Annotated in this window: 30 protein-coding genes; 26 read left to right on the top strand and 4 right to left on the bottom strand. The window is 53.1% G+C overall.

Features of this window, described 5'->3' with window-relative positions:
• Positions 1-219 precede the first annotated feature (219 nt).
• From VGJ94_07140 to VGJ94_07160, 5 genes are all read left to right on the top strand, one after another.
• On the top strand, positions 220-657 hold the full coding sequence (locus VGJ94_07140) for a VOC family protein (protein HEY3276379.1): 438 nt from the start codon (positions 220-222) through the stop codon (positions 655-657).
• A gap of 129 nt (positions 658-786) precedes the next feature.
• Positions 787-1,455 carry a methyltransferase domain-containing protein gene (locus VGJ94_07145; protein HEY3276380.1) on the top strand — a complete coding sequence of 223 codons (669 nt, stop codon included), beginning with the start codon at positions 787-789 and terminating at the stop codon, positions 1,453-1,455.
• A 6-nt stretch (positions 1,456-1,461) separates the two neighbouring features.
• Complete coding sequence (locus tag VGJ94_07150; GenBank protein ID HEY3276381.1) at positions 1,462-2,244, top strand: hypothetical protein; 783 nt, start codon at positions 1,462-1,464, stop codon at positions 2,242-2,244.
• Between the two features lie 136 nt (positions 2,245-2,380).
• Complete coding sequence (locus VGJ94_07155) at positions 2,381-3,526, top strand: FtsX-like permease family protein (GenBank protein HEY3276382.1); 1,146 nt, start codon at positions 2,381-2,383, stop codon at positions 3,524-3,526.
• A gap of 4 nt (positions 3,527-3,530) precedes the next feature.
• Positions 3,531-4,205, top strand: a complete 675-nt coding sequence (locus VGJ94_07160; protein HEY3276383.1) for an ABC transporter ATP-binding protein — start codon at positions 3,531-3,533, stop codon at positions 4,203-4,205.
• 327 nt (positions 4,206-4,532) lie between these two features.
• On the opposite strand, the gene VGJ94_07165 is transcribed toward VGJ94_07160, so the two are convergent.
• Both VGJ94_07165 and VGJ94_07170 read right to left on the bottom strand, forming a co-directional pair.
• Entirely contained in the window at positions 4,533-5,354 is an 822-nt protein-coding gene (locus tag VGJ94_07165) for an alpha/beta fold hydrolase (GenBank protein ID HEY3276384.1), read from the bottom strand.
• Positions 5,351-5,608 carry a 2TM domain-containing protein gene (locus VGJ94_07170; GenBank protein ID HEY3276385.1) on the bottom strand — a complete coding sequence of 86 codons (258 nt, stop codon included), beginning with the start codon at positions 5,606-5,608 and terminating at the stop codon, positions 5,351-5,353. The genes VGJ94_07165 and VGJ94_07170 overlap by 4 nt, the downstream gene beginning before the upstream one ends.
• Before the next feature lie 249 nt (positions 5,609-5,857).
• On the opposite strand from VGJ94_07170, the gene VGJ94_07175 reads away from it, so the two are divergent.
• The 20 genes from VGJ94_07175 (at position 5,858) to VGJ94_07270 (ending at position 20,920) form a co-directional block, all read left to right on the top strand.
• Entirely contained in the window at positions 5,858-6,358 is a 501-nt protein-coding gene (locus tag VGJ94_07175; GenBank protein HEY3276386.1) for a glycosyl hydrolase 108 family protein, read from the top strand.
• Positions 6,355-6,717, top strand: a complete 363-nt coding sequence (locus VGJ94_07180) for a hypothetical protein (protein ID HEY3276387.1) — start codon at positions 6,355-6,357, stop codon at positions 6,715-6,717. Before VGJ94_07175 ends, VGJ94_07180 begins: the two co-directional genes overlap by 4 nt.
• An 11-nt stretch (positions 6,718-6,728) precedes the next feature.
• Positions 6,729-7,025: a hypothetical protein gene (locus VGJ94_07185; GenBank protein ID HEY3276388.1), complete on the top strand. Its 297-nt coding sequence runs from the start codon at positions 6,729-6,731 to the stop codon at positions 7,023-7,025.
• Entirely contained in the window at positions 7,015-7,314 is a 300-nt protein-coding gene (locus VGJ94_07190; protein HEY3276389.1) for a hypothetical protein, read from the top strand. The genes VGJ94_07185 and VGJ94_07190 overlap by 11 nt, the downstream gene beginning before the upstream one ends.
• 157 nt (positions 7,315-7,471) lie before the next feature.
• A complete protein-coding gene (locus VGJ94_07195; GenBank protein HEY3276390.1) occupies positions 7,472-7,990 on the top strand; it encodes a hypothetical protein in 519 nt (172 codons plus the stop codon).
• A 121-nt stretch (positions 7,991-8,111) separates the two neighbouring features.
• On the top strand, positions 8,112-9,626 hold the full coding sequence (gene terL / locus VGJ94_07200; GenBank protein HEY3276391.1) for a phage terminase large subunit: 1,515 nt from the start codon (positions 8,112-8,114) through the stop codon (positions 9,624-9,626).
• A 25-nt stretch (positions 9,627-9,651) separates the two neighbouring features.
• Positions 9,652-10,869, top strand: a complete 1,218-nt coding sequence (locus VGJ94_07205) for a DUF935 family protein (GenBank protein HEY3276392.1) — start codon at positions 9,652-9,654, stop codon at positions 10,867-10,869.
• A gap of 69 nt (positions 10,870-10,938) precedes the next feature.
• On the top strand, positions 10,939-11,991 hold the full coding sequence (locus VGJ94_07210; protein HEY3276393.1) for a hypothetical protein: 1,053 nt from the start codon (positions 10,939-10,941) through the stop codon (positions 11,989-11,991).
• A gap of 136 nt (positions 11,992-12,127) precedes the next feature.
• Positions 12,128-12,511, top strand: a complete 384-nt coding sequence (locus VGJ94_07215; protein ID HEY3276394.1) for a capsid cement protein — start codon at positions 12,128-12,130, stop codon at positions 12,509-12,511.
• Between the two features lie 176 nt (positions 12,512-12,687).
• Positions 12,688-13,626: a hypothetical protein gene (locus tag VGJ94_07220; GenBank protein ID HEY3276395.1), complete on the top strand. Its 939-nt coding sequence runs from the start codon at positions 12,688-12,690 to the stop codon at positions 13,624-13,626.
• 90 nt (positions 13,627-13,716) lie between these two features.
• Positions 13,717-13,899, top strand: coding sequence for a hypothetical protein (locus tag VGJ94_07225; protein ID HEY3276396.1), 183 nt, complete (start codon positions 13,717-13,719; stop codon positions 13,897-13,899).
• A complete protein-coding gene (locus VGJ94_07230; GenBank protein ID HEY3276397.1) occupies positions 13,896-14,330 on the top strand; it encodes a DUF1320 domain-containing protein in 435 nt (144 codons plus the stop codon). Before VGJ94_07225 ends, VGJ94_07230 begins: the two co-directional genes overlap by 4 nt.
• Positions 14,330-14,776: a phage protein Gp37 gene (locus tag VGJ94_07235; protein HEY3276398.1), complete on the top strand. Its 447-nt coding sequence runs from the start codon at positions 14,330-14,332 to the stop codon at positions 14,774-14,776. The genes VGJ94_07230 and VGJ94_07235 overlap by 1 nt, the downstream gene beginning before the upstream one ends.
• A gap of 22 nt (positions 14,777-14,798) precedes the next feature.
• Complete coding sequence (locus VGJ94_07240) at positions 14,799-15,860, top strand: phage tail tube protein (GenBank protein HEY3276399.1); 1,062 nt, start codon at positions 14,799-14,801, stop codon at positions 15,858-15,860.
• A 279-nt stretch (positions 15,861-16,139) separates the two neighbouring features.
• Complete coding sequence (locus VGJ94_07245) at positions 16,140-16,529, top strand: hypothetical protein (GenBank protein HEY3276400.1); 390 nt, start codon at positions 16,140-16,142, stop codon at positions 16,527-16,529.
• Positions 16,526-16,816: a hypothetical protein gene (locus tag VGJ94_07250; protein HEY3276401.1), complete on the top strand. Its 291-nt coding sequence runs from the start codon at positions 16,526-16,528 to the stop codon at positions 16,814-16,816. The genes VGJ94_07245 and VGJ94_07250 overlap by 4 nt, the downstream gene beginning before the upstream one ends.
• A complete protein-coding gene (locus tag VGJ94_07255) occupies positions 16,809-17,402 on the top strand; it encodes a hypothetical protein (protein HEY3276402.1) in 594 nt (197 codons plus the stop codon). Before VGJ94_07250 ends, VGJ94_07255 begins: the two co-directional genes overlap by 8 nt.
• Entirely contained in the window at positions 17,399-19,609 is a 2,211-nt protein-coding gene (locus tag VGJ94_07260) for a hypothetical protein (protein ID HEY3276403.1), read from the top strand. The genes VGJ94_07255 and VGJ94_07260 overlap by 4 nt, the downstream gene beginning before the upstream one ends.
• Complete coding sequence (locus tag VGJ94_07265) at positions 19,610-20,044, top strand: hypothetical protein (GenBank protein HEY3276404.1); 435 nt, start codon at positions 19,610-19,612, stop codon at positions 20,042-20,044.
• Positions 20,045-20,920 (top strand): hypothetical protein, encoded by an 876-nt coding sequence (locus tag VGJ94_07270; protein ID HEY3276405.1) that lies wholly within the window; start codon positions 20,045-20,047, stop codon positions 20,918-20,920. It abuts the gene before it with no gap.
• A gap of 65 nt (positions 20,921-20,985) precedes the next feature.
• Here VGJ94_07270 and VGJ94_07275 read toward each other — a convergent pair whose 3' ends face one another.
• Both VGJ94_07275 and VGJ94_07280 read right to left on the bottom strand, forming a co-directional pair.
• Positions 20,986-22,095: a DUF1574 family protein gene (locus VGJ94_07275; GenBank protein ID HEY3276406.1), complete on the bottom strand. Its 1,110-nt coding sequence runs from the start codon at positions 22,093-22,095 to the stop codon at positions 20,986-20,988.
• 1 nt (position 22,096) lies between these two features.
• On the bottom strand, positions 22,097-23,557 hold the full coding sequence (locus VGJ94_07280; protein HEY3276407.1) for an MBOAT family O-acyltransferase: 1,461 nt from the start codon (positions 23,555-23,557) through the stop codon (positions 22,097-22,099).
• Between the two features lie 388 nt (positions 23,558-23,945).
• Between VGJ94_07280 and VGJ94_07285 the strand changes: the two genes are divergently transcribed.
• Positions 23,946-24,335: amidohydrolase family protein (locus VGJ94_07285; GenBank protein HEY3276408.1), on the top strand; the 390-nt coding region annotated here is incomplete at its 3' end.

Genomic DNA, 24,335 nt, shown 5'->3' on the forward strand with positions numbered 1-24,335 from the left:
GCATCCCTTGAATTTTCCCCGGCCGGCGGCTTTAGCCTGCACTCCCGGGGAGGGGGCCTCCGAGAAAGGGAGAATTCCGTAACGGTCCGCGAAGGCAGTCCGAGTATGCATCTATTGAAGTAAAACCAATAGATGCATACATATTCTATGTGGTCCTCCCCGGCCATCTCGCCCGGTGTATGGGCCTGGGGAGCAAATATACGCATGAGGAGGTCCAAAATGGCAAGAGTCAGCACCTATCTCAATTTCACCCGTTCGACTGAAGAGGCGTTCATGTTCTACCAGTCCGTGTTCAAAACCGAGTTTTCCGGACCGATCGCACGCCTGAAAGATATGCCGCCTCAACCGGATCAGCCTCCTATGGCGGAGTCGGACAAGAACCTCGTGATGCACATCGAATTACCCATTCTGGCCGGACATGTGCTCATGGGAACCGACGTCCCCGAATCTCTCGGATTCACGGTATCCCAGGGCAATAACATCTACATAAACCTCGAGCCCGACACCCGTGCGGAAACCGATCGTCTTTTCAAAGCCCTGTCGGAAGGCGGCAACATAGAAATGGCGCTGCAGGAGATGTTTTGGGGCGCCTATTTCGGCAGTCTTGTCGACCGGTACGGCATTGCCTGGATGTTCAATTGTGTCAGCAAGACCTGAGGCGCCGCCTATCAGCCGCGGCAGTCCCCGGCTGATAGGCAGGGGCGAAACAAGGCGCCGTGAAGACCCCCTGCTTCGCGGCCGGTCTGTTATCGCCTCTATATTCAAATATTCATCCGGAGCGCATGAATGAGAGATGACCACTCCCTAAAATCGGTTCCCACCAGGGGCAGGACTTTGGATCACGCGGCTTTCGTGTATGATCTCCTTGAACCGGTGCTGATGTTGGGGAAGGCGGCCCAATATAACCAAAAGATCATCTCCCTCCTCGATCCTGCCGGTCCCGACCGGGTCCTCGACCTTGGGTGCGGCACCGGAGTGCTTACGTGCGCCATCGGAGAAAGGCTCGACCATGAAAAAGGCGGTATTTCAATCGGAATTGATGCCGCGGCAAAAATGATCAACCTGGCCCGGAAGAAACGGGAGAGCCGGACGTGCAGGTTCGAGGTCGCCGCGGCAGAGAGCCTGCCTTTTGAGAGCAGTTCTTTCGATGCCGTCGTATCGAGTATGTTCTTTCACCATGTCCCCCTCGATCTGAAGAAGAAAGCCCTCGCGGAAGCCCGGCGTGTTCTGAAGACAGGAGGGAAGCTCGTGATCGCCGACATGCACGCACCTGTCACCGTGTTTGGCTCTCTCGTCTCCCACGTGTCCCGCTATTTTTTCATGCAGCCCCAGATAGGAGAAAACATAAAGGGCTTGTTGCCTCGCCTGATCGAGGAGGCCGGCTTCAACCCGCCCCTTCCGGCCGCTATGTACTTCGGCTATATTGCAATCTTTGTGTCGCAAAAAGAGGGCTGAACCTGTATGGACTTTTTTGAGCAGATTGAAGAGCTGAAGAATAAGGGCAGCCGGACGGACGATGGGCGCTTCTTTAACCTGATAGAGGGGGAACTCTCTGAAGGACTGGGCATCTATTGGAAAACCGCGTCCCGGGTGCTCGAAGGCAGCGGCACCCATGTTCTCAGTCCGACCGACTCCTATTTCGCGTTAAAAAACAATTTCTTCTCCATGCTTTTCCTCTATTCCTATCACAAGGCTGGTATTTCAGGGGATCGGAGGATTATGTACGCCTCCATTAACCAGTGCCTGAGGGGCATGGTGACGGGCTGCGACAATATCCTGGACAATGAGTATAAAAAAACACTGGAAACGGATCTGCCCGAAGAGGGAACCCGTTTCCGGTCGGTCCTCGATATAATGGTATCGGATCGCGTCATGTTCGATATCCTTCTCCGCGCGGCGGAAAGAGAGGGACTATCGCGGGACGCAATACTGGGCGCCTCCGCGCTCTCTTTACACGCTCTTTTGCAAAGCGGCGTACAGGAGGCACGCGAAGAGAAAGGGGTTACCGGCATCCTTTCCCCCGAAGACGTCCTTCAACTGGTGCACCATTACAAGACGGGGTTATTGTTTCAGGCCCCATGGCATATTCCGCGGTTTCTCGAGTCTCTGCCCGAAAAAGAGATCGATTCGATGATGGGGGCTCTTTATGCCATAGGGATGGGGCCCCGGATGAGGGAGGGGGTATGCTTGCCTTATTCCCTGAAACCAGGGCTGCAGCCTCCGAAAAGGCACTCATCTTTCTGAACAGCGGGTTGGAAGCACTCTTCGAACCGAGGCACCATTTTCCTGATCAAACCCGCAATTTCCTTTATCGCTGGTAGGATCGGGATGGGGCTTATCCGGTCTCAGTAACGTGGCTTCAACACCTTATTGCCTTTGGGTGAGATCGGCATTCCTTTTTCTGATCCGGTCGGGCAGGTCCACCTTCGCGCTAAGCCTGATGGTGATCGCAGCCGTCTCCACCCTCATATTCCTTTCCTCCCTGGCGGTAGGCGTAAATGACGCCATGGTCCGCAATTCGGTGGGGCTCTTTTCGGGCCACATTCTCGCCACGGGGCTCCCGTCGGACCTGACGCCGGAAAACTTGAAGATAAAAGGGGTAGAGCATGTGCTGAAGAGGATACATGTCCCGGGCGCCATATCCTTTGGAGACAAAACAGAGGCAATCGATATGGTCGGCATCGACCCCATATCCGAGGGCAAGGCGACCGCCCTGGCGAAGAAGATCGTAAAGGGGAGAAACATACGGGATGGTTTGCATGAAGTGCTGGTGAGCAAGGCAGTCTCCGATAAACTTGGAGTCGGGGTGGGCGAACTCCTGAGATTCGCAGCCATTGGTCTCGAAGGGCCTCTCGCCCTTAAAATATCGGGTATATACGACACCGGAATTTCCTCGATGGATATGGGCCTTGCCTTCTGCCCCTACAGTGCCCTTCCGTTAAACGCTTACAGATGGAGCGCCGCGGTCTTTATCCGGGATAATGCGACACCGGAAACTATCGTCTCATCCTACAGGCGGCTCTTCGGCACCCGCTACCCCTTTACCACATGGAGGGAATCGATGCCCGCCCTGGTGCAATTGATCGACCTCAACTATCTTTCCATGACCATTGTCATACTTCTTGTCTTCGGCGTGGTATCGCTCGGCATCTCGTGCGCCTTCGTGGTCTTTATTTTTAAGAGTCTCAGGGAATACGGCATTATGAAAGCCATGGGAGTGACCGTCGGCGAGGTGGCCTGCCTGATCGTCATAGAGATCGTGCTCATTAATTTTGCCGCGTGTCTTGCGGGTGGAGTATTGGGCGTGGGGGCGGTCTTCTTCTTTTCTCACCACGGCATCGATCTGTCTTCCTGGACATCCCATAATCAATATTTCGCCGTCTCAGGAACGATCTTTCCCAGACTGACCGTCTATTCCCTGTTCAGTCCCCCCGCAGCCTGCCTGGCCTTCGGACTCGTTTCAGCCATATGGCCGGCACTCCTTGTGGCCAGTAAAAAGGCCGTGGATATTCTGAGGGTTATGTGAGGCGATGATCAGGGTCGAGCACATAAGCAAGACCTTCATTTCCGGAAGGGGCAGTGTAAGAGCCCTTTCAGATGTATCCTTTTCCGCGGGGGCCGGGACCGCGACGGCGATAGTCGGTAAATCGGGCTCGGGAAAGACCACCCTCTTACACTGCATAGGGGGCCTCCTGCTTCCCGATGAAGGAAAAGTGAATTGCTTCGGGACTGAGTTAGACCAACTGAGCAACAGGGGCATGAGCCTCTTCCAGCGGCGAAATATGGGGTTTATATTTCAGTATGGCAACTTGCTGTCCTATTATTCCGTCTTCGACAATATTCTATTCCCCCTGGCGCTGAACGGAATGGGTAAGAAAGAGCGGGAAAGACGCGTCGCATCCCTGCTCGAAAGGATCGAGCTGGTCGGGGCTGAAAATGCTCTGCCTCACGAGCTTTCAGGCGGCGAGGCTCAGCGTGTCGCAGCCGCGCGCGCCATAGCCCATTCACCCCAAATGCTCCTCGCCGACGAACCCACGGCCAGCCTCGATTCGGAAACGGGTAAAAACCTGATAACCCTTCTTCTTGAAATGACAAAGGAACAGAAGTGCGCCCTCGTCTTTTCAACCCATGATCCCGAGCTCGTCAATTTGTGCGACGGCTCTTTTCGTATGAGAGACGGAAGGCTTCTCGAGGAGAGCGAATGAAAGGGACCAGAGTTCTTCTTTTTGCCGTGTTGGTCGCCCTCATACTCGCGGGATGCGCCTACAGATATTATCTGGGTTTGCATGGGCCGTCCGTGAAAGCCCATAGGGACATACATTCAGGGTTTGTCGAGGACGAGGAATGTCTTGGATGTCATCGACCCGGGAATAATCGGAACAATCCGGTGACAAGTCATCCGCAGTTTACAGGATGCCTGAAATGTCATAATGACGAACCTGGTTGAGAGAACCTTTTTCTCTCAAGAAAAAGGTTCTCTTTCATCGATGTAAATTACCGGGACGCTGCCGGCCGCCCTGATGCATAAAAACTCACTTTTGCTCCCCGGAAGGGGTCGAAGCCGCCTCGAAGCTCTTCAGCCATTCGACTATCTCCGCTTTGCCGTCCGTGGGCGTGCTGAAATGATCGCTCTCTATCACCAGATACTTACTCCGGGGATTGGGAGGGGCCTTATCGAAGGCATAGGACGGTCCTCTCTTGGCCATGCCGTCCCGCGAGCCCACTATCCAGAAAAACGCGGTCCCCGGTTTCAGGTTGGCGGCGTTCCTGGGCATGACCGCCGGGCCTTCGGGGTCCACATAACTGAGATATACCCTCGGAGTGGCCTTTCTCGCGAGCTTCCGCCCCTGGTTGTAGTCATCGAACATGACGACCTCATCACCCCTTCCTTCGGAAACCATCTTCTTCGCCCGTGCCACATCATCCTGCACCTGCGCGACATATCCTTTCGCTTCAGGAACATGTCCCGCTGCGATTGCTATTACTCCATCAAAAGTTATCTTTGTCGCCACGTAAAGGGCTACATTGGCTCCGAGGCTGTGGCCCGCGAGGAATACCCGCGTTACCCCCTGTTTCTTCAATGCCTCGACTTCTCTCATAATAATAGGGACGTTCTCTTCATAGGTATCCTTCCATACGGGCGCCCCATAGGGCATGGCGGGAACGACCACTTGAAAACCCTTTTCCCGCAGGGTCTCTGCGAGCGGTACGAGCGGATTGGCGCTGCTCCCTTTCCCGTGAAGCAGGATAACCCCTGCCGGCTCCGCGAAAGCCGCGGGCAGGCCGGACGCAATCATGCCGAATAGCGCGGCAATAAGGACCAATAGATATTTCACCCTTCTTTTTCTTATCATGGCCTATCCTTTTTCATTTCTTCGTCGATCATCCGCTCTTTCATTTCCCGAAGCCTTTTGCCTGAGAAAGTCGCCATACCCTGGAAGAAAAGGGCGATGCTCCACCCCATGAGCGGCCATTTGAACCAGTAATAACCAGGCGAGGTGGTCAGGTTTATGATAATGAGGACGGTCATCACCACTACATATACGGAAAGGTTGATATAAAAGCCGATCCTCGCCTCCACCCTCTTCTTTGCTTCTTCACGGCTCATCCCGTTTCCCATGACCTCCCGTTGTGAGTGTTAAAGCGGATTGTGCGCCTCTCTTCAAGTCTAGATTGAAAGAAGAAGTATGTCAATTTATGGGCCCATCTATTCCCCCGGGTCGATTCACCTGCATATCCGCGGGCGGGAAACTGATTTTCTCAGGCCCTTTCCGCGATTTCACGGAAAGCTTCCTCTAGACTCTATTCATGACGCGACACGGCATACACAAGGGCCGACGCCATGAGGAGATGAGGCATGAAAGACAATTTTGAACCGGTCCTCCAATTCATTCTCAAAGAAGAAGGGGGATACGTGGTCGATCACGCGGGGGCAACCAAAATGGGTCTCACCGTGGGACTCATGAAGGCGCTGAAGCTCGATCTCGACGGCGACGGAGACGTGGATTCAAAAGACGTCTCGCTGGTGAACGAGGACCTGGTCCGGAAGGTCTTTTACGAGCAGTTCTGGGCGCCTGTAGGAGGCGATGCCCTCCCGTCAGGGATCGACCTCATTGTCTGTGATTTCGCCTATAATGCGGGACCCCGGGCAGCAAAAGGCATCCTCGGGGACGGCGATAAGGCCGCTTGCACGATCCGGCGGCAGCTCTATTACTGGAAGCTCCGGGAAGGAAATCCTGCAAAGTATGCAAAATATTTCGACGGCTGGATAGGCAGGAGCTTGCGTGCTTGGCAGAAGGCCGTGGAGATGGCCCGGAAGGATGATCGATTAATGACTCTTACAAAGGAGGGAGTATGAACTGGTTTGAAAAGTTTGCAAAGGTGGTAGACGGTCTCGATCCGATAATCGAAGGTCTCGCGGCTTTTGCCTTTCCGGAAGCCCCGGTGGTTGCAAAGGCGGTGAAATATGGCGTCACCCTCGTGAAAGACGCAGAGGAGGCGTGGGGTGGAGGACAGGGACCCCTCAAGAAAGGATTTGTCATGAAAGGAGCAGGCGACTTCCTGCGCGGTCTCGTCGACTGCTCCACAGGAGGACAGCGCGCAACCCTCGAAAAGTTCGTTCCCTTCATGAGTGCCGTGGTGGAAGGGGTCGTCGAGGGGACCAGGCTGGTGGGTGTCGCTTACGATGAAGAGACCCCGGCCACGGACGCCGCGTAAAGGGGCGGCCCTTGGCATGGTTCGAAGTGCTCAGGTCCCTCTCCTTCTGGGGTCCGGGCATGGTCATTGCCGGCTTTATGATCGCGGCCCTTTACAAGCTCGCGGACAAGTACCTCGGTGAGTTCATCAAGGCCCAGCAAGGGCAGGCGGCATCCCTGGCTGCCCTTGCCCAGGGTACGGAAGGCCTTCGGGATTCAATGCAGGGATATGTGGCCCGGGACACCCAGGAGCACCGGGAGATGGTCATTCTCCTGAAATGCGTGACCCAAAAGCTGGAGCGAATCGAGGAGCAGGTCTATGGATGTTAAAAGAGAGAAGTACCGAAGAATAAGGGGCGCAATCCTGAAGTTCCTCGCCACCGAGCATCCCGGGGCCATCGATTCGAAGGTCCTCTACCACCTGCTCGATGACGTAAGGTACACGATGACGGAGGAGGAGTTCCTGAGCCACACCATCTATCTCACGGAACTTGGGTATATGAGAAGAGACGAAAGGCAGGCAAAGGACATAGAGATCGTCATGTACGTCATCACGCCGGCGGGTCTCAATCTCTTAGACGGGTTTATAGAAGACGTGGGCGTGGATGTGAGGTTTTAAATGAGACAGTCGATAGTCGATAGTCGGGTGAGGCAGTCGTTAGTGAAGACGTGTGAGGCGTGCGCTTCGCTTAGGGGTTTAAAGCCTTTCACGCATCACGTCACACCCTTTACACGGCTGAGCCAAGCGCATGCATTACAGGCACACGGGGTTCATAATGTCGCGTAAATTTTATCCGCCAGAGACCATTGAGATGGCGTACCGGATGTGGCGGAAGTGCGGCCGGAATGTGGCGATGACCATCCGGGAGCTGGCCGGGCAGGGATGGAAGATCTCGAACCCGACCATCTTCGAGTGGATAGAGAAATACGCCTGGAAGGAGAGGGCAGCGAAGGCGGAAGGGGAGGAACAGGAGATAAAAGAGGCGCAATGCTCCGCCCTCGAGAAAGCCCTCCTAACCCTTTCGCGACAGCAGGCAAAGTACGAGAAATGGTTCGAGGCGGCGGAGGCGACCGACATAGACCCCCAGGTGACCTACGCGTACAACAGCCTCGTCCAGATGATCCTCAAGATCGACAAACAGATGAAGGAGAAGCCGGACCTCTATCTCATGACCTCCCTCGTCATGGAAGAATTCGTAAAATTCGTAAAAGCAAAGACCACCGACAAAGCCGCCCGGGTCAGCGTCTTCGGCCTGATAGACAAATTCTTCGACGAGGTTAAACCGAATGATTGAGACGGTTAAAATGTGTAATGCGTGTGCAGCGTGCGCTTCGCTTAAGGGTTTGAAGCCTTTAACGCATCACGGATGAGCGAAGCGCACGCATGAACGCCTTAACACTTCACGCGAGGCTTAAGTGACCATAAAAACAGGGATAGAAGCCAGGGTCGCTGCCACCCGGGTGGCTATGCAGGCCGAGGCAACACCTTTCGAGGATGCCTCACCTCAGGCGAAGGAGGAGCGTATCCGGAGGTCCCGCGTCGAGGACGGGTATTTCGCAAAGACCTATCTCCCCCACTACTTCTCTATGCCCTCTCCCGAGTTCCATAAGGAAATTTACGATTTCACGAAAGTGGAGGATGAGCCTGTCTTCATCGCCGCGCCCAGGGAACATGCGAAATCGACGATTGTCTCCTTCGCAACCCCGGTCGAGGATATCTGCCTCGAGCGGAAGCACTTCATTATCATCATCTCCGATACGGAGGATCTGGCTGCCGACTTCAACGTCTTCATCCAGTTGGAGCTTGAGGAGAACGAGCGGATCAGGGCGGACTTCGGAAACCTGAAGGGCACCCATTGGGCATCTTCCGATTTCACGACCCGTAACGGCATCCGCGTGAAGGCAAGGGGCCGGGGCCAGCGCATTCGAGGGATTCGTAACCGCGAGTACCGGCCGGACCGGGTGATCATCGACGATCTCGAGAACGACAAGAACGTGCGTAACCCCAAGATTATCAAGGAAACAGTATCGTGGCTGCGCACCACGGTCATGGGCTCTTTGGCCGAGAACTTCTCCATGCTCATGATCGGCACTGTGTTAGCGAAAAACAGCGTCCTCACCTGGTTCGTGAACGCCAGGGACGACGCCGGGAAACCCCTCTATGTATCGAAGATCTATCGCGCCATTCAGGGCGACCCGCTCACGGTTACCCCGAGGCCTCTGTGGCCGGAGAAGTGGTCCCTCGAGAGGCTTGAAAAAAAGAGGCGTCAGATCGGCTCCATCAATTTCAATCAAGAGTTCATGAACGACCCCCGGGATGAGGAGGGTATGTTCCGCGAGGAATGGCTCAGACATTACTATCCGGAGGAGATCACGGGCAGGAGGCTCCGGGTATATACCTATATCGACCCTTCCATGGAGAACGGCGCGTCGAGCGACTATAAGGCGATCATCACCCTCGGGATGGATGATGATGGAACGATCTATATTCTCGATGCCTTCATCCGGAAATGCAGCGTCGACACCATGGCCCGGGTCGGTTATTCGAGGTATGAAGAATTCGCGCCGGTGGGGTTCGGCATGGAGCAGAACGCCCTCGGTGAATTCGCCCTGAGCCCCTTCGCACTGGTGGCGAAGGAGAAGAAGCACACCCTCCCTATAAGGGGCGTGAGACATTCCACGTCCAAGGAAGCACGGGTGGGCAGGCTTTCCGCCTTTATCGAGCGGGGGATCATACGCTTTCAAAAAGGCCACAGTGACCAGGACCTCCTGGTGGAGCAGCTCCTCTATTTTCCCTCGTCGACGGTGAATGATGACGGGCCGGATGCGCTCGAAGGGGCGGTGGCAATGGCCGAGACGGGCGCGGGGGGCGAGGTGGAGTTCCAGTCCACGGGCCACAGGCGCGAAATGTCTAAAATGGGAAATTACTAGAATCGCCGGGAGGAAAGGAGCATCTATGGAACGTATCGCCAGACCTGTAACCGATGAGATCGCCACCGTGGAAAAGGATATTTTCCAGGACTACATGGGAAAGGTCCAGTTGAACCCGGACAGGGTGCTCAGGTCCGAGTCCGGCGGCAAGGGAATCGAGCTTTACGAGGACCTCCTGCGCGACGACCAGGTGGGCTCCAACCTCAATACCCGCAAGCTCGCCGTGGTGGGAAAAGAATGGGAGGTCATACCGGCAAGCGGAAAGCGTGAGGACCGGAAAATTGCCGATTACGTGCGAGAGGTCCTCCTTGCCTGCAACTATGACGACGCAAGGAAGAGCCTTCTTTCCGGAATCGTCCTGGGGTTCAAGCCCGCGGAGGTGATGTGGGAATATTCCGAGGGCCAGGTATGGATCAGGGAGATCATCGCCAGGGCTTCGAGGCGGTTCGTCTTCGACCTCTCCCGCAATCTCCGGCTCCTCATGCCGCGGAACATGGTGGAGGGGGAGGCCCTTCCCCCGCGGAAATTCCTTGTCTACACCTTCGCCTCCGACAACGGCTCGCCCTACGGCGACGGTTTGGGAAGGCTCCTTTACTGGCCCGTCTGGTTCAAGAAGAATGCGGTCAGGTTCTGGATGATCTTTGCCGATAAGTTCGGCAGCCCCACGGCTTTGGGCAAGTACCCTCCCGGCACGCCCCAGGCCCAGCAGGACGAGCTTCTTCGCGCGATAGACGCCATACAGCAGGAATCTGCCATCAAGATACCCGATAATGTGGAGATCGCCTTCCTGGAGGCCCAGCGCTCCGGCTCGATCAATACCTACGAGAGCCTCTGTAATTTCATGAACCGTGCCATCAGCAAAGTGATTCTCGGCCAGACCTTGACCACCGAAATGGGCGACGAGGGCGGATCCTATGCCGCATCGCAGACCCACAACGACGTGCGGTCCGATTATACCAGGGCCGATGCGGATAGCCTGTCCATGGCCCTCAACAGCCAGCTCGTCCGCTGGATCGTGGACTACAATTTCCCTGAACCCGCGGGTGGACGCGGCATGAACCGCTATCCGAAGGTCTGGGTAAGGACGGTGGAGGAGCAGGATCTCAAGGCCCTCGCCGAGAGGGACAGGATGATCGTGGTCGATATGGGCCTGCCCGTGACGAGGAAATACTTCTACGATACTTACGGCATCAGCGAGCCGGAAGAGGGTGAAAAATTAATAAAGGCAGTCTCTAGTCTATAGTCGTTAGTCGTTAGTAAACGGCAAAGAGGCGAAGGTTGGATTAATCCGGCCACGTAAAAGGAGCTATTCATGGATGGAAGATATTGCTTTCCTGTGTTCAAAACAGGCGTTCACACTGACGCGGCGGGTAATGAGCGGACCTGGACCGCGGGGGACCTCGATCGGATCGCCTCGGCTTATGACCCCTCCGGTCACGAGGCGCCGGTGGTGATCGGACACCCGAAAGAGAATTCCCCTGCCTTCGGCTGGGTCAAAGGCCTGATTCGTAAGGGCGCAATGCTGTATGCGGATGCAGAGCTTCTGCCGGAATTCGAGGAGATGATAAAAAAGGGGCTTTTCAGGAAGCGCTCCATCAGCCTCTATCAGGACGGCACGCTTCGCCACATTGGGTTCCTGGGGGCCGCGCCCCCTGCGATAAAAGGTCTTCCCGACATCCGATTTAAAGAGGAAGAAGGGATTTTTATCGAGTTTACAGACTCAAATATCAGTGAAAATAGGCGCGAAGGGCGCCAAGGAGGCAGACCGATGAAATTCATGGAATGGATCAGGCAGCTGGCAGGTAAGGAAGGCGTCGTCATCGACGATCTCCCCTCGATATCATTCGGCGAGGAGGAGCGGAAAAGGCAGGTCGAGGTCGAGGAAGAGAAGAAGAGGCTTGAGGTGCAATTTGCGGAAGGTCATAAGGCGAAAGAGGAGGCACTCAGGAGCCGGGAGGAAAAGATCGAGTCCCGGGAAAGGGAAGCCCGCAAGGCCGGTATCACCGCATTCTGCGAGACCCTGCAGCAGGAGGGAAGGCTTACCCCGTCCATGATGGGGGCGGGAGTAGGCATGACGAACTTCCTCGAATCGATTGCATCCCTCGATAGGGCGATCGAATTCGCCGAAGGAGATAAAAAGGTCCGCCAGACTCCCCTGGAGTTCATGGAGGCATTTCTCAAGGGATTGCCCAAGTTTATCGAATTCAGCGAAGTGGCAAGGAATGACAAAGACGCGGGCTCGGGCAGTGCCGAGAAACGGGAAAAGCTCATCTCCAATTATATGGAAGCCAACCCGAAGGCAACGTACAGAGAGGCAATCCTTTCCATCTCAAAGGAGAATCCGGTCCTTTTCGAGGAACGGTAGGGAGAACGTGTAATGCGTGCGCTTCGCTTATGGGTTTAAAGCCTTTAACGCATCACACGCATTACACGCTTGAGCGAAGCGCACGCATTACACGCATTGCTTCACAAGCATTACACCTTACTACAGGAGGTAACAGATGATCGGACAGACTACAGTTTTGGAAAAATCGGTAAAATGCACGGCGGCCATAGCCGCAGCCTATACCATCGGAAAGTTCGGCGCCGACGACGATACCATGTCCCTCGCCGCGGCCGCCGCTGATTCCCTGATGGGCGTCTTCCAGCATACTACATCGAATCCGGGCGAAGAAGTCCACGTCATGCTCCAGGGGGTGACCAGGGTAAAGCTCGGCGGCGCCGTCACAAGGGGAGCACCCCTCACCTCGGACGCCTCAGGCCAGGCCGTAGCAGCCGCCCCCGCAGCGGCAAGTAATGCCCGGATAATAGGCATAGCCCTCGCGAACGGAGCCTCGGGAGACATAATCCCCATGCTCCTCGCCCAATCGGTAATGCAAGGATAGATAACAGCAGTCGTTAGTCTCTAGTCTCTAGTCGATAGTCGTTAGTGAAAAGCTGGAGACACACTAAGAACTAACGGCGTTTTTGGTGAGAAGTGCAGATTCTATCTTCTCTTGTTTTTACTAGCGACTAGCGACTAGAGACTAGAGACTGTCTTAAAAATAAGGAGGTTTTAAAAATGCCCGAACCGAGACAATTGCATGTTGATAGCGTGTTGACTACCATGTCTGTGAAGTACAGGAATGAGGCTATGATATGGCCTGCCGTGTTGCCGCCGGTTAAGGTGGCGATGAGGTCCAACAAGTTCGATAAGTATAATAAGGACGACAGCTTCCGCCTTGCGAACGATCAGATCGGCCCCAAGTCTCTGCCGAACGAGGCGGAGTGGGGCGTGACCCAGGATAACTACTCCGTCAGGGATCACGCGCTGGGCGAGTGGCTTCCCCAGGAGTCGATCGACAACGCGGATAACCCCCTTCAGCCGGAGATCGACACCAATGATTTTCTCAACCTTCTTCTCGATATTTCACAGGAGAAGAGGGTCGCCAACCTGGTCTTTTCGGCAGCTAATTATCCTGTAGGAAATAAAATTACCCTTTCAGGCACCTCCCAGTGGGGCCAGAGCGCGGACGATCCCATAGGCAACCTCCTGACCGCCATTGAAAGCTGCTTCGTGAGGGCCAATACGGTGGTCATGGGCGCGGAGACATGGATGGCCTTCAGGAAACTCCCCGAGATCCTCGATGCGGTAAAGGGATCCTCCCGATACCAGGGCAGCCCCGGGGGGCTCGCCACCATCGAGGAATGCACCGGACTCTTTGAAGTCCGGAACTGGCTTGTAGGCCGGGGCCGGTATATCACCTCCCCGGAGGGTCAGACCTCCGCCTTTGCCCGCCTGTGGGGGAAACATTGCGCCGCCTTGTATGTGGACCCGAATCCCGGCATAAAGACCGTCACCTTCGGCGTCACCTTCTCCGAAATGATGCGCCAGACCCAGAGGGATTTCGATCCTAAACGGGGCATAAAAGGCGCCCATTATTTCAAGGTGGCATGGAACTCGGATGAGAAGGTCATTGCGGGGGATTTGGGGTATCTCGTAGAGAATGCAATAGCGTAGAAGACAGGTTAAGGTTGAGGTTGAGAAAAACCTCTTAATTGGTCTTAACCTTAACCTCAACCTTAACCTGTCCGACAGAAAGGAGGAATCATGCCATTATACCGCGTTACCGATTCGCACATTCACCATGACGGGGTGCTTTACGGCCCCGGTGATACAATCGAGTTGGCGGAGGAGCAGGCGGCCGGGCTTTCGGTCGGGCTTCTGCCTGAGGGGCAGCAGGGATCTCCCGGCAAAAACGGCCGGGTTGGCGAGGGGAAGGGCCGGAAATGAGCTATTCCACTGTTGAGGACCTGAAGGAGCTTATCCCCGAAGAGATGCTCATCCAGCTTACGGACGACGAATCTACCGGCTCGATCGCCTTAAGCAGGGTAACTGAGGCCATTGCCCAGGCTGACGCGGAGATCAACTCCTATTGCGCCTCCAAGTATGCCGTACCTTTCCTGAACGTGCCGGAGACCGTAAAAAAGTGCTCCGTCGATCTCGCGATCTATAACCTTTACAGCCGGCGGGTGGAGAGAATGCCCGAGACCAGGACGGACCGTTATCGTAACGCGGTCCGCCTTCTCGAGGGTATTGCCCGGGGCACGGTCTCAATAGGCGTGGACCCGGAGCCAGTGGCGTCAGGAGGGGGCGACCGGATCGAAAGCTCGAAGGCAGAAGACGACCGAACGGTCACGGCGGCGAAGATCGGGGGCTACTGATGAATTTTGTCGACGTGGAAAGGGCGATCACCACCGCCGTGAGGGATGCGCTGCCTTATGTGAGGACGGTGGAGACTTACGCGGGGCAGCTCGAAGGCGAGTTCGAGGCGCTGGCCCTGCCCTTTCCTGCAATCTTCGTCGTCTATGGCGGTTCATTTTTTGAGTGGGTTGACGGCCGGAGTTACAGCGAGATGTCCGAATTCTCGATCATCGTGGCGGCAAAAGACTTGAAAAGCAGCGGGAATCTCCGCAACGGGGAGCATGGCTGCTACCGTATGATTGCGGACGTGCTCGCGGCCCTGGCACATAAAAATTTAGGCCTTGCGGCTATCGAGCCCATAAAACCCATCAGCGTCTCCCTTAAATCGATCTCAAAAACCGCGGCCGCCTACGAGATAGATTTTCGCACCCGGTTTGACATCGATTTCAGCGAGTCCGGGAGCTGATATTAAAGAAAAGGAGGATTTCATGCCGTACGGCGTATCGGGAGTGGAGATCAGGACGGCGGTCAGGAAGGCGTCTGCCTGGAATAGTGCAGTGGCCTGCGGGGCGAGCGACGGTATATTGATCCGGCCTTCTTCCATCAAACGGGAAGCGGCGGTTGAGGTGGATGATTCCATGGGCTCCGCCTTTTCCAGGGACGGTGTTCCCGGTCCGATAAAGGTGGGAGGCGATCTCCTCCTGTACCTCCGGTATGACAGCCTCGACGTGATACTGGCCCAGGTAATGGGCATTGCAGGGATCCCCGTCCGGCAAGGGTCTACTGCGGCCTATGCCTATACCTATAAGTTCGCACCTGAGACGGATGGTAAATTCGTGAGTTTTGTGAAGCATATGAAGAATTACGTCGAGGAGATCCCGTCCCTCAAATTATCAGGATTTACGCTTAAGGGGGAAGTGGGAAAATCTTTGGAATTGACGATCAGTACAATAGGGGTGAACGCACTCTTCGATTCCGCAGTCAACACCCTCGCCTCTTTCGAAACGGTGACCTTTCCGGAGGTCGCGAACCGTGTGAAGTTCTCGGAAGGGCTGTTCAGGATGAACGCCCAATCGGGCGCGTCGCTGGCTCCGGGAGACAGGATTTATCCCTCAGCCTTCGAACTGTCGGTGCAGAGGAAGCTAAAAGGCGAGTATACCGGCCAGTACCGCCATGTCTCCGGCCCGAATATACAAGATCTCGTCGATGAGCCGACAAACGACGGGCCGCCGGAGATCGGCCTCACCCTCTCGTTCCCGCGCCACACGGGGACCACCAACCTCGCGATCCTCGGCGGCGATACAAGGCAGAAAATGGATATCCAATTTACGGGCGGGTTGATCGCCGGCAGCTATTACCGGACATTCGGGCTTCAATTCCCTCACTTGCAGCTCAAAAAAGTGGACATCGCCGACGCAGAGGGGAGTATCCGGGAGCCCCTGGAGTTCATCGTCCATGGCGCGGCAAGCGCGCCCCCGGGCATGGCGGGGATTACGGACCCCCTGTGGATTACGGGGATAAACCAGCGGCCAACCGACCCCTTGGGGTAATGGCCCGTCTTTTTTCGCATAGCTGCGTTGACGGCGTCGTTGGTTTCCTCACCGTACTAGTAGTACGGCTCCGGGACCGCCTCCTTGTCGCCTTGCTCTGAGAAAAAATACGGGCCATCACGGTCAGGGGGGAAGAAAAGAGAAAGGTAAAGGGGCTAAAAGCGAAGGTTGAGGTAGAAAGGCATGAAGAGAAGGTGGAGGGGCTAAAAGAGATGGTTAAGGTTAAGACAGAGAAAAGGCAGTTCCTCAACCTCAACCTGATTTGCCAAGGAGGCTTTTATGGATTTATCGGGACTTAGACGGGAGTCGATCGCTGCATGGATACCTTTTGACGATGATACGGAGGTGCTTGTTGCCTACGTATCGCGGGAGGAGCTGCGGCAGCTCAGGAAGGAGGCTGTGTCGATCAGGTTCGTGCGACATCATGGGGCGGAAGAGATTGACGAGAAGGAGGCGGACAGGCTCCTGGGCAGGAAGGCAGTGAAGAATTGGCGGCCCCTGCCCGGCAGGACGGGTTTTACCATGGGCGGGTCGACCTTCCCCTATTCCGGGGAAAACTGCGATTTCCTTATGGAGCGCTACAATGAATTCGCCAATTTCGTGAATATGAAGGCAATCGAATTCTCCAATTTCGTGGAGGAGCACAAGGAGGAAGAGATACAAAAATGATCCGCCACATCAGGGCAAGACTCGACTTCCCTGGTGTGGCCTGCAAGGAATGCGAAAAGTCGAGGCAAATCGAGGGCGACATTCCCGACTGCGAAACCGCGAAGGGCTGCATTATCCCGCTTCTCGGTGAAAAGGGTGTACGGGCCATGGCGATTCGGGACAAATTGATGAAACTTCGAAAGCTGGTGGACCCACAGACGATACTGACGGCGTACGGCGCCACCGTTGATGATCTTGAAATGCTGATAAGACTGGAAGATACGTTCGAAAAGGTGAAAAATGGCTGAATTGAAAACTACCACTGCCGGAGAGAAAAAGAGGTCCGGCGCCTCGGGAAAGGAGGCACAATATTCCTCCCTGTATCGCAGCCTTAATACGGTAATTGAGGCATACCGGGGTTTTACTGAAGCGGCGGCCACAGCGGAAACAGCCGTCATCGGTCTTGAAACGGAGCTCCTTGGTCTCGATGCCATACTGCGGGAGAAGCGGGTCCTTTCGATAGAAACCGCGGGGGCCGTGGCAGGTCTCAGGGAGATACTCGATATGCAGGCGCAGATCGGGGCTTCTTCCTTCTCGTCGCCTTCTCCCGCATCATTCGAAGAGACCGGTTTTTCCGGGTACGAGCCTGCGAGGTTTCCGCCGGACATTCCGGAAAGCCTTGCCGCCGGCGGAGGTTCCCCATTCCGGGAACGGCCGGTTTCCGATTCCCCGCCCGACAGCTCCGGTCCTTTCCCGGCATCGGCGGTTTCTTTCACCCTCTCCCCCGGCGCGATCGTAATACACGGCGCGAATAAATCACCCGAAGAGCTCGCCGCAGCCATCGTGAAACCCCTTGACAGGGAGTTGAGCAGGCTTGGATATAAACGATCATGAAGACCCTTACGACAGCTTTTTCTCAGGAGAAAAATAAAAAGACCGGGATCTCGCCCGTTTGGATTCTCAAGTGTCCTTTCGCGAGCGGGACGATCTACTTAAGCGATATCGCCTTCACCATAGCCGCCTGGAACGGGGGCATCACCACGAAACCATGGGTCAAAGAATGGGGCAAGGTGGATGAGGATATCTCCGGCAGCCTGAGCCTCACGAAGGTCTCCGATTTCTCCGTCCAGGTCATCATCGATCCGGATGCATCCCCCCATATATCGGGCATCCTGGCGAATCCCTCAAACAACGTGGAGAGCACGGATATCGAGCTTTATCTCTGGTTTCTCGGTCTCGATCCTGCGACTGCCCCTCCGAATCTCATGTGGTCCGGCAACATCATGGACTACCGGTTTCCCGATGAGCTCACCTGCCGGCTCGATCTTGTCGACCACGGGGTGAAACTCGACAGATATATCGGCACCCTTCTCGATACGGAGACCTATCCCCGGCTCGATCCCGCGGACATAGGGAAAATGGCGAACATCGTGATGGGAGATGTGGAAAACGTTCCCTGTCACTGCATCTGCGCGGGAGGCGCAACCTGCCTTACCGCGGACATCACCGCAACGTCCCCCGGGCCTGGCGGCCAGATTCCCGTGAAGGACGGTTCCCGTTTTCCCTCCGGAAATTATAGGGTGAAGGTGGGTGACGAGATCATTCTTTGCAACAATTCCCACGACGCCTACCTCACCGTCGCCGCCTCCGGCAGAGGGTATGACGCGACCGTTGCCGCCGCACACAGCGCAGACGACCCGGTAGTGGAGCATTTGGCCGCCTATGCCTATCTCGTCGCAGATAACGATACATCTATCGCGAATAACGGGGTCGTCAGCGTCACCGAGGTGCGGGTGGACGGCGAGACCGTGACGGACGGGGTGAGCGTCCTTCTGGAGGGGGGGATCTATGCGGCCCAAAAGGCCGTGGTCACTCTCGTCCATGGTCCGGTCGATGTGTCGAATTATGAAGTCCTGTCGCCTTTTAATGTTGCATCCGCCTCATGGAGTAACGGGAATTCCGCCATAGACGGCGACGAATCGACTGCGGCCACGACCGTCTCCCAGTATGCGGGGTACCTCCGGGTAAATTTCGCGCCCTCCGTAAAAAGGGCGGCAGTAGTGAAACAGGAGGTGGAGGCGGTACTCAATGTCCCCGTAGGCGCCATTCTCACGGTTGCCGATTGGGCCCCTTCAACCATAACAAATACGGGAGGCACGGTCGTCAGGTCATTCACGAAGACAGGGGGCGCCCGCTCCGATCCGATCGTCTTCTCTTCCAATTCCGCCGTCTATACTACATCCGTGTTCGAGGTGAGACCGAAGAAAGTCTTTACCTATAAGGTCAGCCCCGGGGCCTCCACTGCGGCACGATCGAATGTGGGCGACCTGGTGACGGTCCATGCGATTACGGCCAGTCCTGCCACGGCCCATACGCCGGGAAAAATAGTGGAGAGGCTCCTTTATGCCTACGCAGGATGGCCTGCCGAAAAATTTGTAAGCGGAGCGGCAGGCGGGGGCGGCAATATTTCCCATCCCTCCTATGTAAGCGGCTATACACTCTCGGTCCTCATCAACGAGTACAGGCGGCTGAGAGAATGGCTCTCCCTCATCGCCTTCCAGAGCAGGAGCTATTTCCGGTTTGCCGCGGGAAAGGCCTATCTCATTTACCGGCCCGATTCATTGGGCTCACAAAGAAACATTACCGACGCCATGATCCGCATGGGAGGGGATTTCAGGACCACGCTGCAAATGGAACGATCACCTCTCGACGAGGTCATAAACAAGATCAATCTCAAATATAACCGGGATTGGTCCAAATTCGGAGACGAGGCATACGGAGGCATCGCGAAGGCAAGCGATCCATCGAGCATGGCCAGGTACGGGGAAAAGGAGAGGGCCGACCTCTTCAGCTTCGGTTTCGTCAAATCAATAAGTATGGCGGAAAGCCTCCGGGATTTTTACCTTGCCCGATATAAGGACAGGAAAAAAATATTCACTCTGGAAGTCTTCCTGGACAACATGGACCTCCAGTTTGCAGACGGCATCACATTAAATCCCGCGGGAGAAGTGGTCTGCGAGATATGGAAGGTAAACATCAGCCCGGGAAGCGGAATGGATATGAAAAACGACACCATCCAATTACTGGCAAAGGAGTACTAAATGCCCTTACCTAACAGTTCCGCATGGGGAGCAAGTCCCTGGGGCTCTTTCCTCTGGGGAGCCTCAGGATGGGCAGGTCTCGGATATCCGGCAGGTGCGCCCACGGTGACCCTGATTTTAAGAATATTAAGGCCCTATCGGAATCCAATAAAGAAGAAGCAACCAATAGATTATTCCAATAGCGGGGACCCCTACATATATAATAAAAGCCTCACCGAATATACCTTCGAGGTACCCCTGCGGCTGAGAAAATCAGAGGCCGCTTCCTTAAGAACCTTTTACGACGCCTATGCCAACGGCAGGGCGAACCAGGTTCTCTACGTGGACCCGGAAGGCATCCGCCACGTCGTCAGGATTATGAGTGACGCCTTCGATTTCCCGGAGGAGGCATGGAACAAATATACCGGGACCTTAACCTTACGTCAGGAGGATTAAATGGGCTACACCGAAACCCCGAATGTGAAACTCAAGAAACCGACCCCCCTCACCCCCGAAGCGGAATGGCCGGGTTACATCAACGGCAACTTCGACGCCTTGGACGCCGAACTCACGAACCGGCACAAAAAGAGCGAGGACGTCATCCCTGATAGCGACAACACCCGCTCCATAGGCTCCATGATCCGCCAGTTCTTCAACGGCTTCTTCTCCCAAATTACCCTGGGAGGAGTAACAAGGACCACCTGGCCCTCCCCCGGCAGCGGCTCCCAATCGATGGACGATACGTATAACAACGGGAGCGTGGTTAATGTGGATAACGGTCATGAAATCCACAAGCTTTCAGTAGGAAAGAAATTCCAGATCACCGACGCCACGGGCTCGACCGTCTTTCTGGAGGTTGTAGACGGAGTGATAACTGTGGCCGGCCAGGTAAAATTTCCCACGAATCAAAATCCGAGCCCGGACCCGAACACCCTCGATGATTACGAGGAAGGCACGTGGACCGCCGGATTCACCGCCGGCTCCGGCACAATCACCCTCAACTCGTCCTATCGCACCGGAAGCTATACCAAAGTCGGAAATAGAGTCAGCATCTCGGGAAGCTTCCTGGTAGAGAGCGTGTCATCCCCCTCAGGCCATTTGGCCATAACAGGTTTACCTTTCGTATGCGCCAACTCAGAAAGCGCAGTTTCAGCGGTATCGATCTGGGCATATGGTCTCGCGGCCTCGACAACGGGTGCTTTAATGGGGGCTACGGGGAAAAACCTTTCTACATTGGCCATACATAAATTCAATGCGGGTTCGGCGACAGCTCTGGCCGGGGATGTGTTGGCAGGCACCCAGATCGTCGTTTGCGCAACATACATGGTTTAATTTAAGCTAGACGCAAAAGATGGGACCATAGATAAACCTAGCAAAAAGATAATTGAAAGATCCCATCAGGGAAAGGAATGTTGCACCTTTTGATCGGAGAATAACCTCTCAACTACTACGTCACGGGAATGCATGCCATCAAAAAAATCTTCGTTTCCCAATTTATGTTGTTTAGCATCGTAAGAACCAATTAATCTCAAATTATTATGGATTGAGTAGTTCTTTAAATATTTTTCGACATCAGCAAGGATTTTATATTCATTTTTATTCACCAGCAGGTCGTACGTTACCGGGTGGTAAGGCGGTAAGAAGAGAATGACTTCTGCACCGTTTTTCTGCAGATATTGTATAAAATCTTCAAAAAGCTGCACATTCGACAATTCACAAAACTTTTCCAAAGAATAGACTGGAGACTTAGCATATGCTTTTGCGTCTTTTTCAACCTCATTTTGTTCTTTGAATCTGGTTTTGTAAGGATAATAGTTGCTTCCATCGGAAGCTCTCAAGGAATCATCCGTATTAACAGTTTCCACAATGTAAAATCGATTTCTTTTTGAAGGCATCAATAATGCTTTTATATTGGCAATGGTATAATCCCAGGTTACCAATTGCTTGTATTTGACACCGGATGACGATGCCACTACTTTGATCTTTTTGCCGTATATGTCCTTTATTATCGCCTCATAGTAGGCGCCGATCGATTGCCAACGATTCTGTCCAGCATTCTTATTGAATATCCAAGGATCGACTCCGATAATGATTCTTTTTGGAATATATCCTTTTTTATTTTTGTATATACCGATAATGGCAATATGATCTTCCAATGATGCGCCAGATACAGAGTGATTAAAAAAATAATCATTTAAATCTTTCTTAAACAGGTGTCCCCTGAATTCCATACTTCTTGAAGAACCTAAAACTATTGTATCCAGTTTTCGTTCATCATTTTCGATGATTAATTCTTGAAATTGTCGTTCGTCCATGTTTCGGAAACCAGCGACTATCAGTCCACGTGTCAAGGCTTTGGCGGCAAACAGGAGACCACTGTCCGTGCGGAATATCCCAACCGAATCTACTGCATAGTTGAAAAGGCAAATAATTGCGATAGAACATAATACAAAACACGCAAAAGATTTTAACCATTTTGCATGACTAATTACCTTGCTCTGGGGCATATCAGAACCTAAAGTACAAAAACTCGGAATTTGCGCTCAAGTGTAAGATGGCCAATGCAAAAAGGCCTCCAACGAGGAAACTATGCAATATAGTGGGTCTGAATTTTTCAATTATTTCGTCTGAATTATTGAACCATATACAAATCCATAAAAAGAAAAAGATAAATGGAACTGTCAAATAGGAACCACCAATATTCATCATAATTTCCCCAAACGTAATACTATAGTCGCTGAGAAATCCCAGCTTGTTAGCAAAAGCTGAAGGAAGGAGTATGCCATTTAACCCCAGCATTCCTCGTAATAGTTTGCTGACATCACCAAAATCCTTTGCTCTGAAAAATATCCATGCAATATTTACAAAATTGAATGTTATGAATAAGGCTATAATTCTTGGCATGCTTATGTTTAACTTACCCCATAACCTGTGAATAACCAAACCAATACCATGTAAAAGACCCCAAACTATGAATGTCCACCCAGCACCATGCCATAAGCCGCAGATCAAAAAGGTGATAAGTATATTGGCTATCGTATGGTAAGTTGAAAACCGATTGCCCCCCAAGGGAATATAAATATGATCTCTCAAAAACCTGCCGAGCGTTATATGCCAACGTCTCCAAAATTCTTGTATATTCCTTGATTTATAAGGGCTATCGAAATTTATTGGAAGTTTTATGTTGAAAAATAATGCACTTCCTAACGCCATATCTGTATATCCCGAGAAATCGAAGTAAAGTTGAAGCGTATAGGATATACTAGTCAGCCATGCTTCGACAAAAGTTAATGTGCTGGCGTCAAAACCATTATTGGCCCATTCCGCAAGATTATCGCCCACTACTACCTTTTTAAATAATCCTATAGAGAAAAGATATAATCCTGCGGCCATATTCGCATCGTTAAGTTTATTCTTACTATTTTGGAATTGGGGAATAATTTCTTTGTAATATGCAATCGGTCCGGACAATAAATAAGGGAAAAAAACCACAAATAACAAATAATTCGTGAAACTGAAACTATCATGGTTCTCGTTATAAATATGAATGATGCAGGCAATTTGGGTAAATGTAAAAAAACTTATCCCGATAGGCAATGTTAGGTTCAGCAATTCTATATGACCACTTATGGCTTGGTTAACGTTAGCTATGAGAAAATTTGAATATTTGAAGAACCCTAATAATAGAATATCAACAAGTATTCCAAGAACTAGTATCGTTTTTCTTGCAAAATGCGTTTCCTCTTTATCCGTCCTTATAATTGCTTGGCAAATGATGTAATTAAATATCACACCAGCTAAAAGCAGCAAGAGGCATTTAAAATTCCACCAACCATAAAAGATAGTGGAGGCCAAAATCAACCATAGCTTAGGGGCTTCACCTGTGCTTTGTTTGGACAAAAGGGCGAAGTAAACAATTAAGGTTACAGGAAGGAAAAGTAGAATATATTCATACGAGTTAAAGAGCACTTATTATCACTCTCCGAGATCGGGCAGACAATTAACAGTCATTCGGTTGAAGAACAAGTTCGGCTTTTTATCGCACAGCAGAATAATGACACTCTTGTGCTCTGACAATAAGGTATATTAGCATAATATTCTAGGACGATGCTGAGAAACTTAAGACAACCGATAAGTACAATCTTTTTTCTGCGTAAACTCCTTTTCTTAATATAGTGAGCAGTTCTTGTCTTTCAGGTATTCCATTTTAATTTTTTCATTGAGCTGACTGCCCGGGCAAGATTTTGCAAATACTTATCCTTTCATGTAAAATTAGAAATCTGTGATGCGTCGATTGTCGCGTCCTGATCGCACATAACGCTGCCCGACGATGCAATGAGGAAAGGAAATTAAAGGGATGAAGAAAGAGCAATTGAAGGCCCTTCTTGGCGTGGTGAAGGGGAATGTGTCACCCGACACGGTAATTCGGAACGGTAAAATAATCAACGTATTCACCAATGAGATCCAAAAGGGTCTCATGGTGGTGGTGAAGGACGGCTTTATTGCTTCCATAGAAGAGGACCGGGACGTGCCTGCCTATGGGCAGAGTCCTGTTATTGACGCGAAGGGGCAGTATCTCTGTCCGGGATTCGTCGATGCCCATACGCACCTGGACGCAGTGTATACGTTCGATAAGTTCGTGCCTTATGCGCTTCAGGGCGGCACCACGACCGTGGTTACGGAGCTTACCATGATCGGCACGAGCTGCGGCATGGATGCCCTGCTCGCCTATATCGAAAGCACGAAA

It is taken from the genome of Syntrophorhabdaceae bacterium, assembly GCA_036504895.1.
GTDB lineage: Bacteria > Desulfobacterota > Syntrophorhabdia > Syntrophorhabdales > Syntrophorhabdaceae > PNOM01.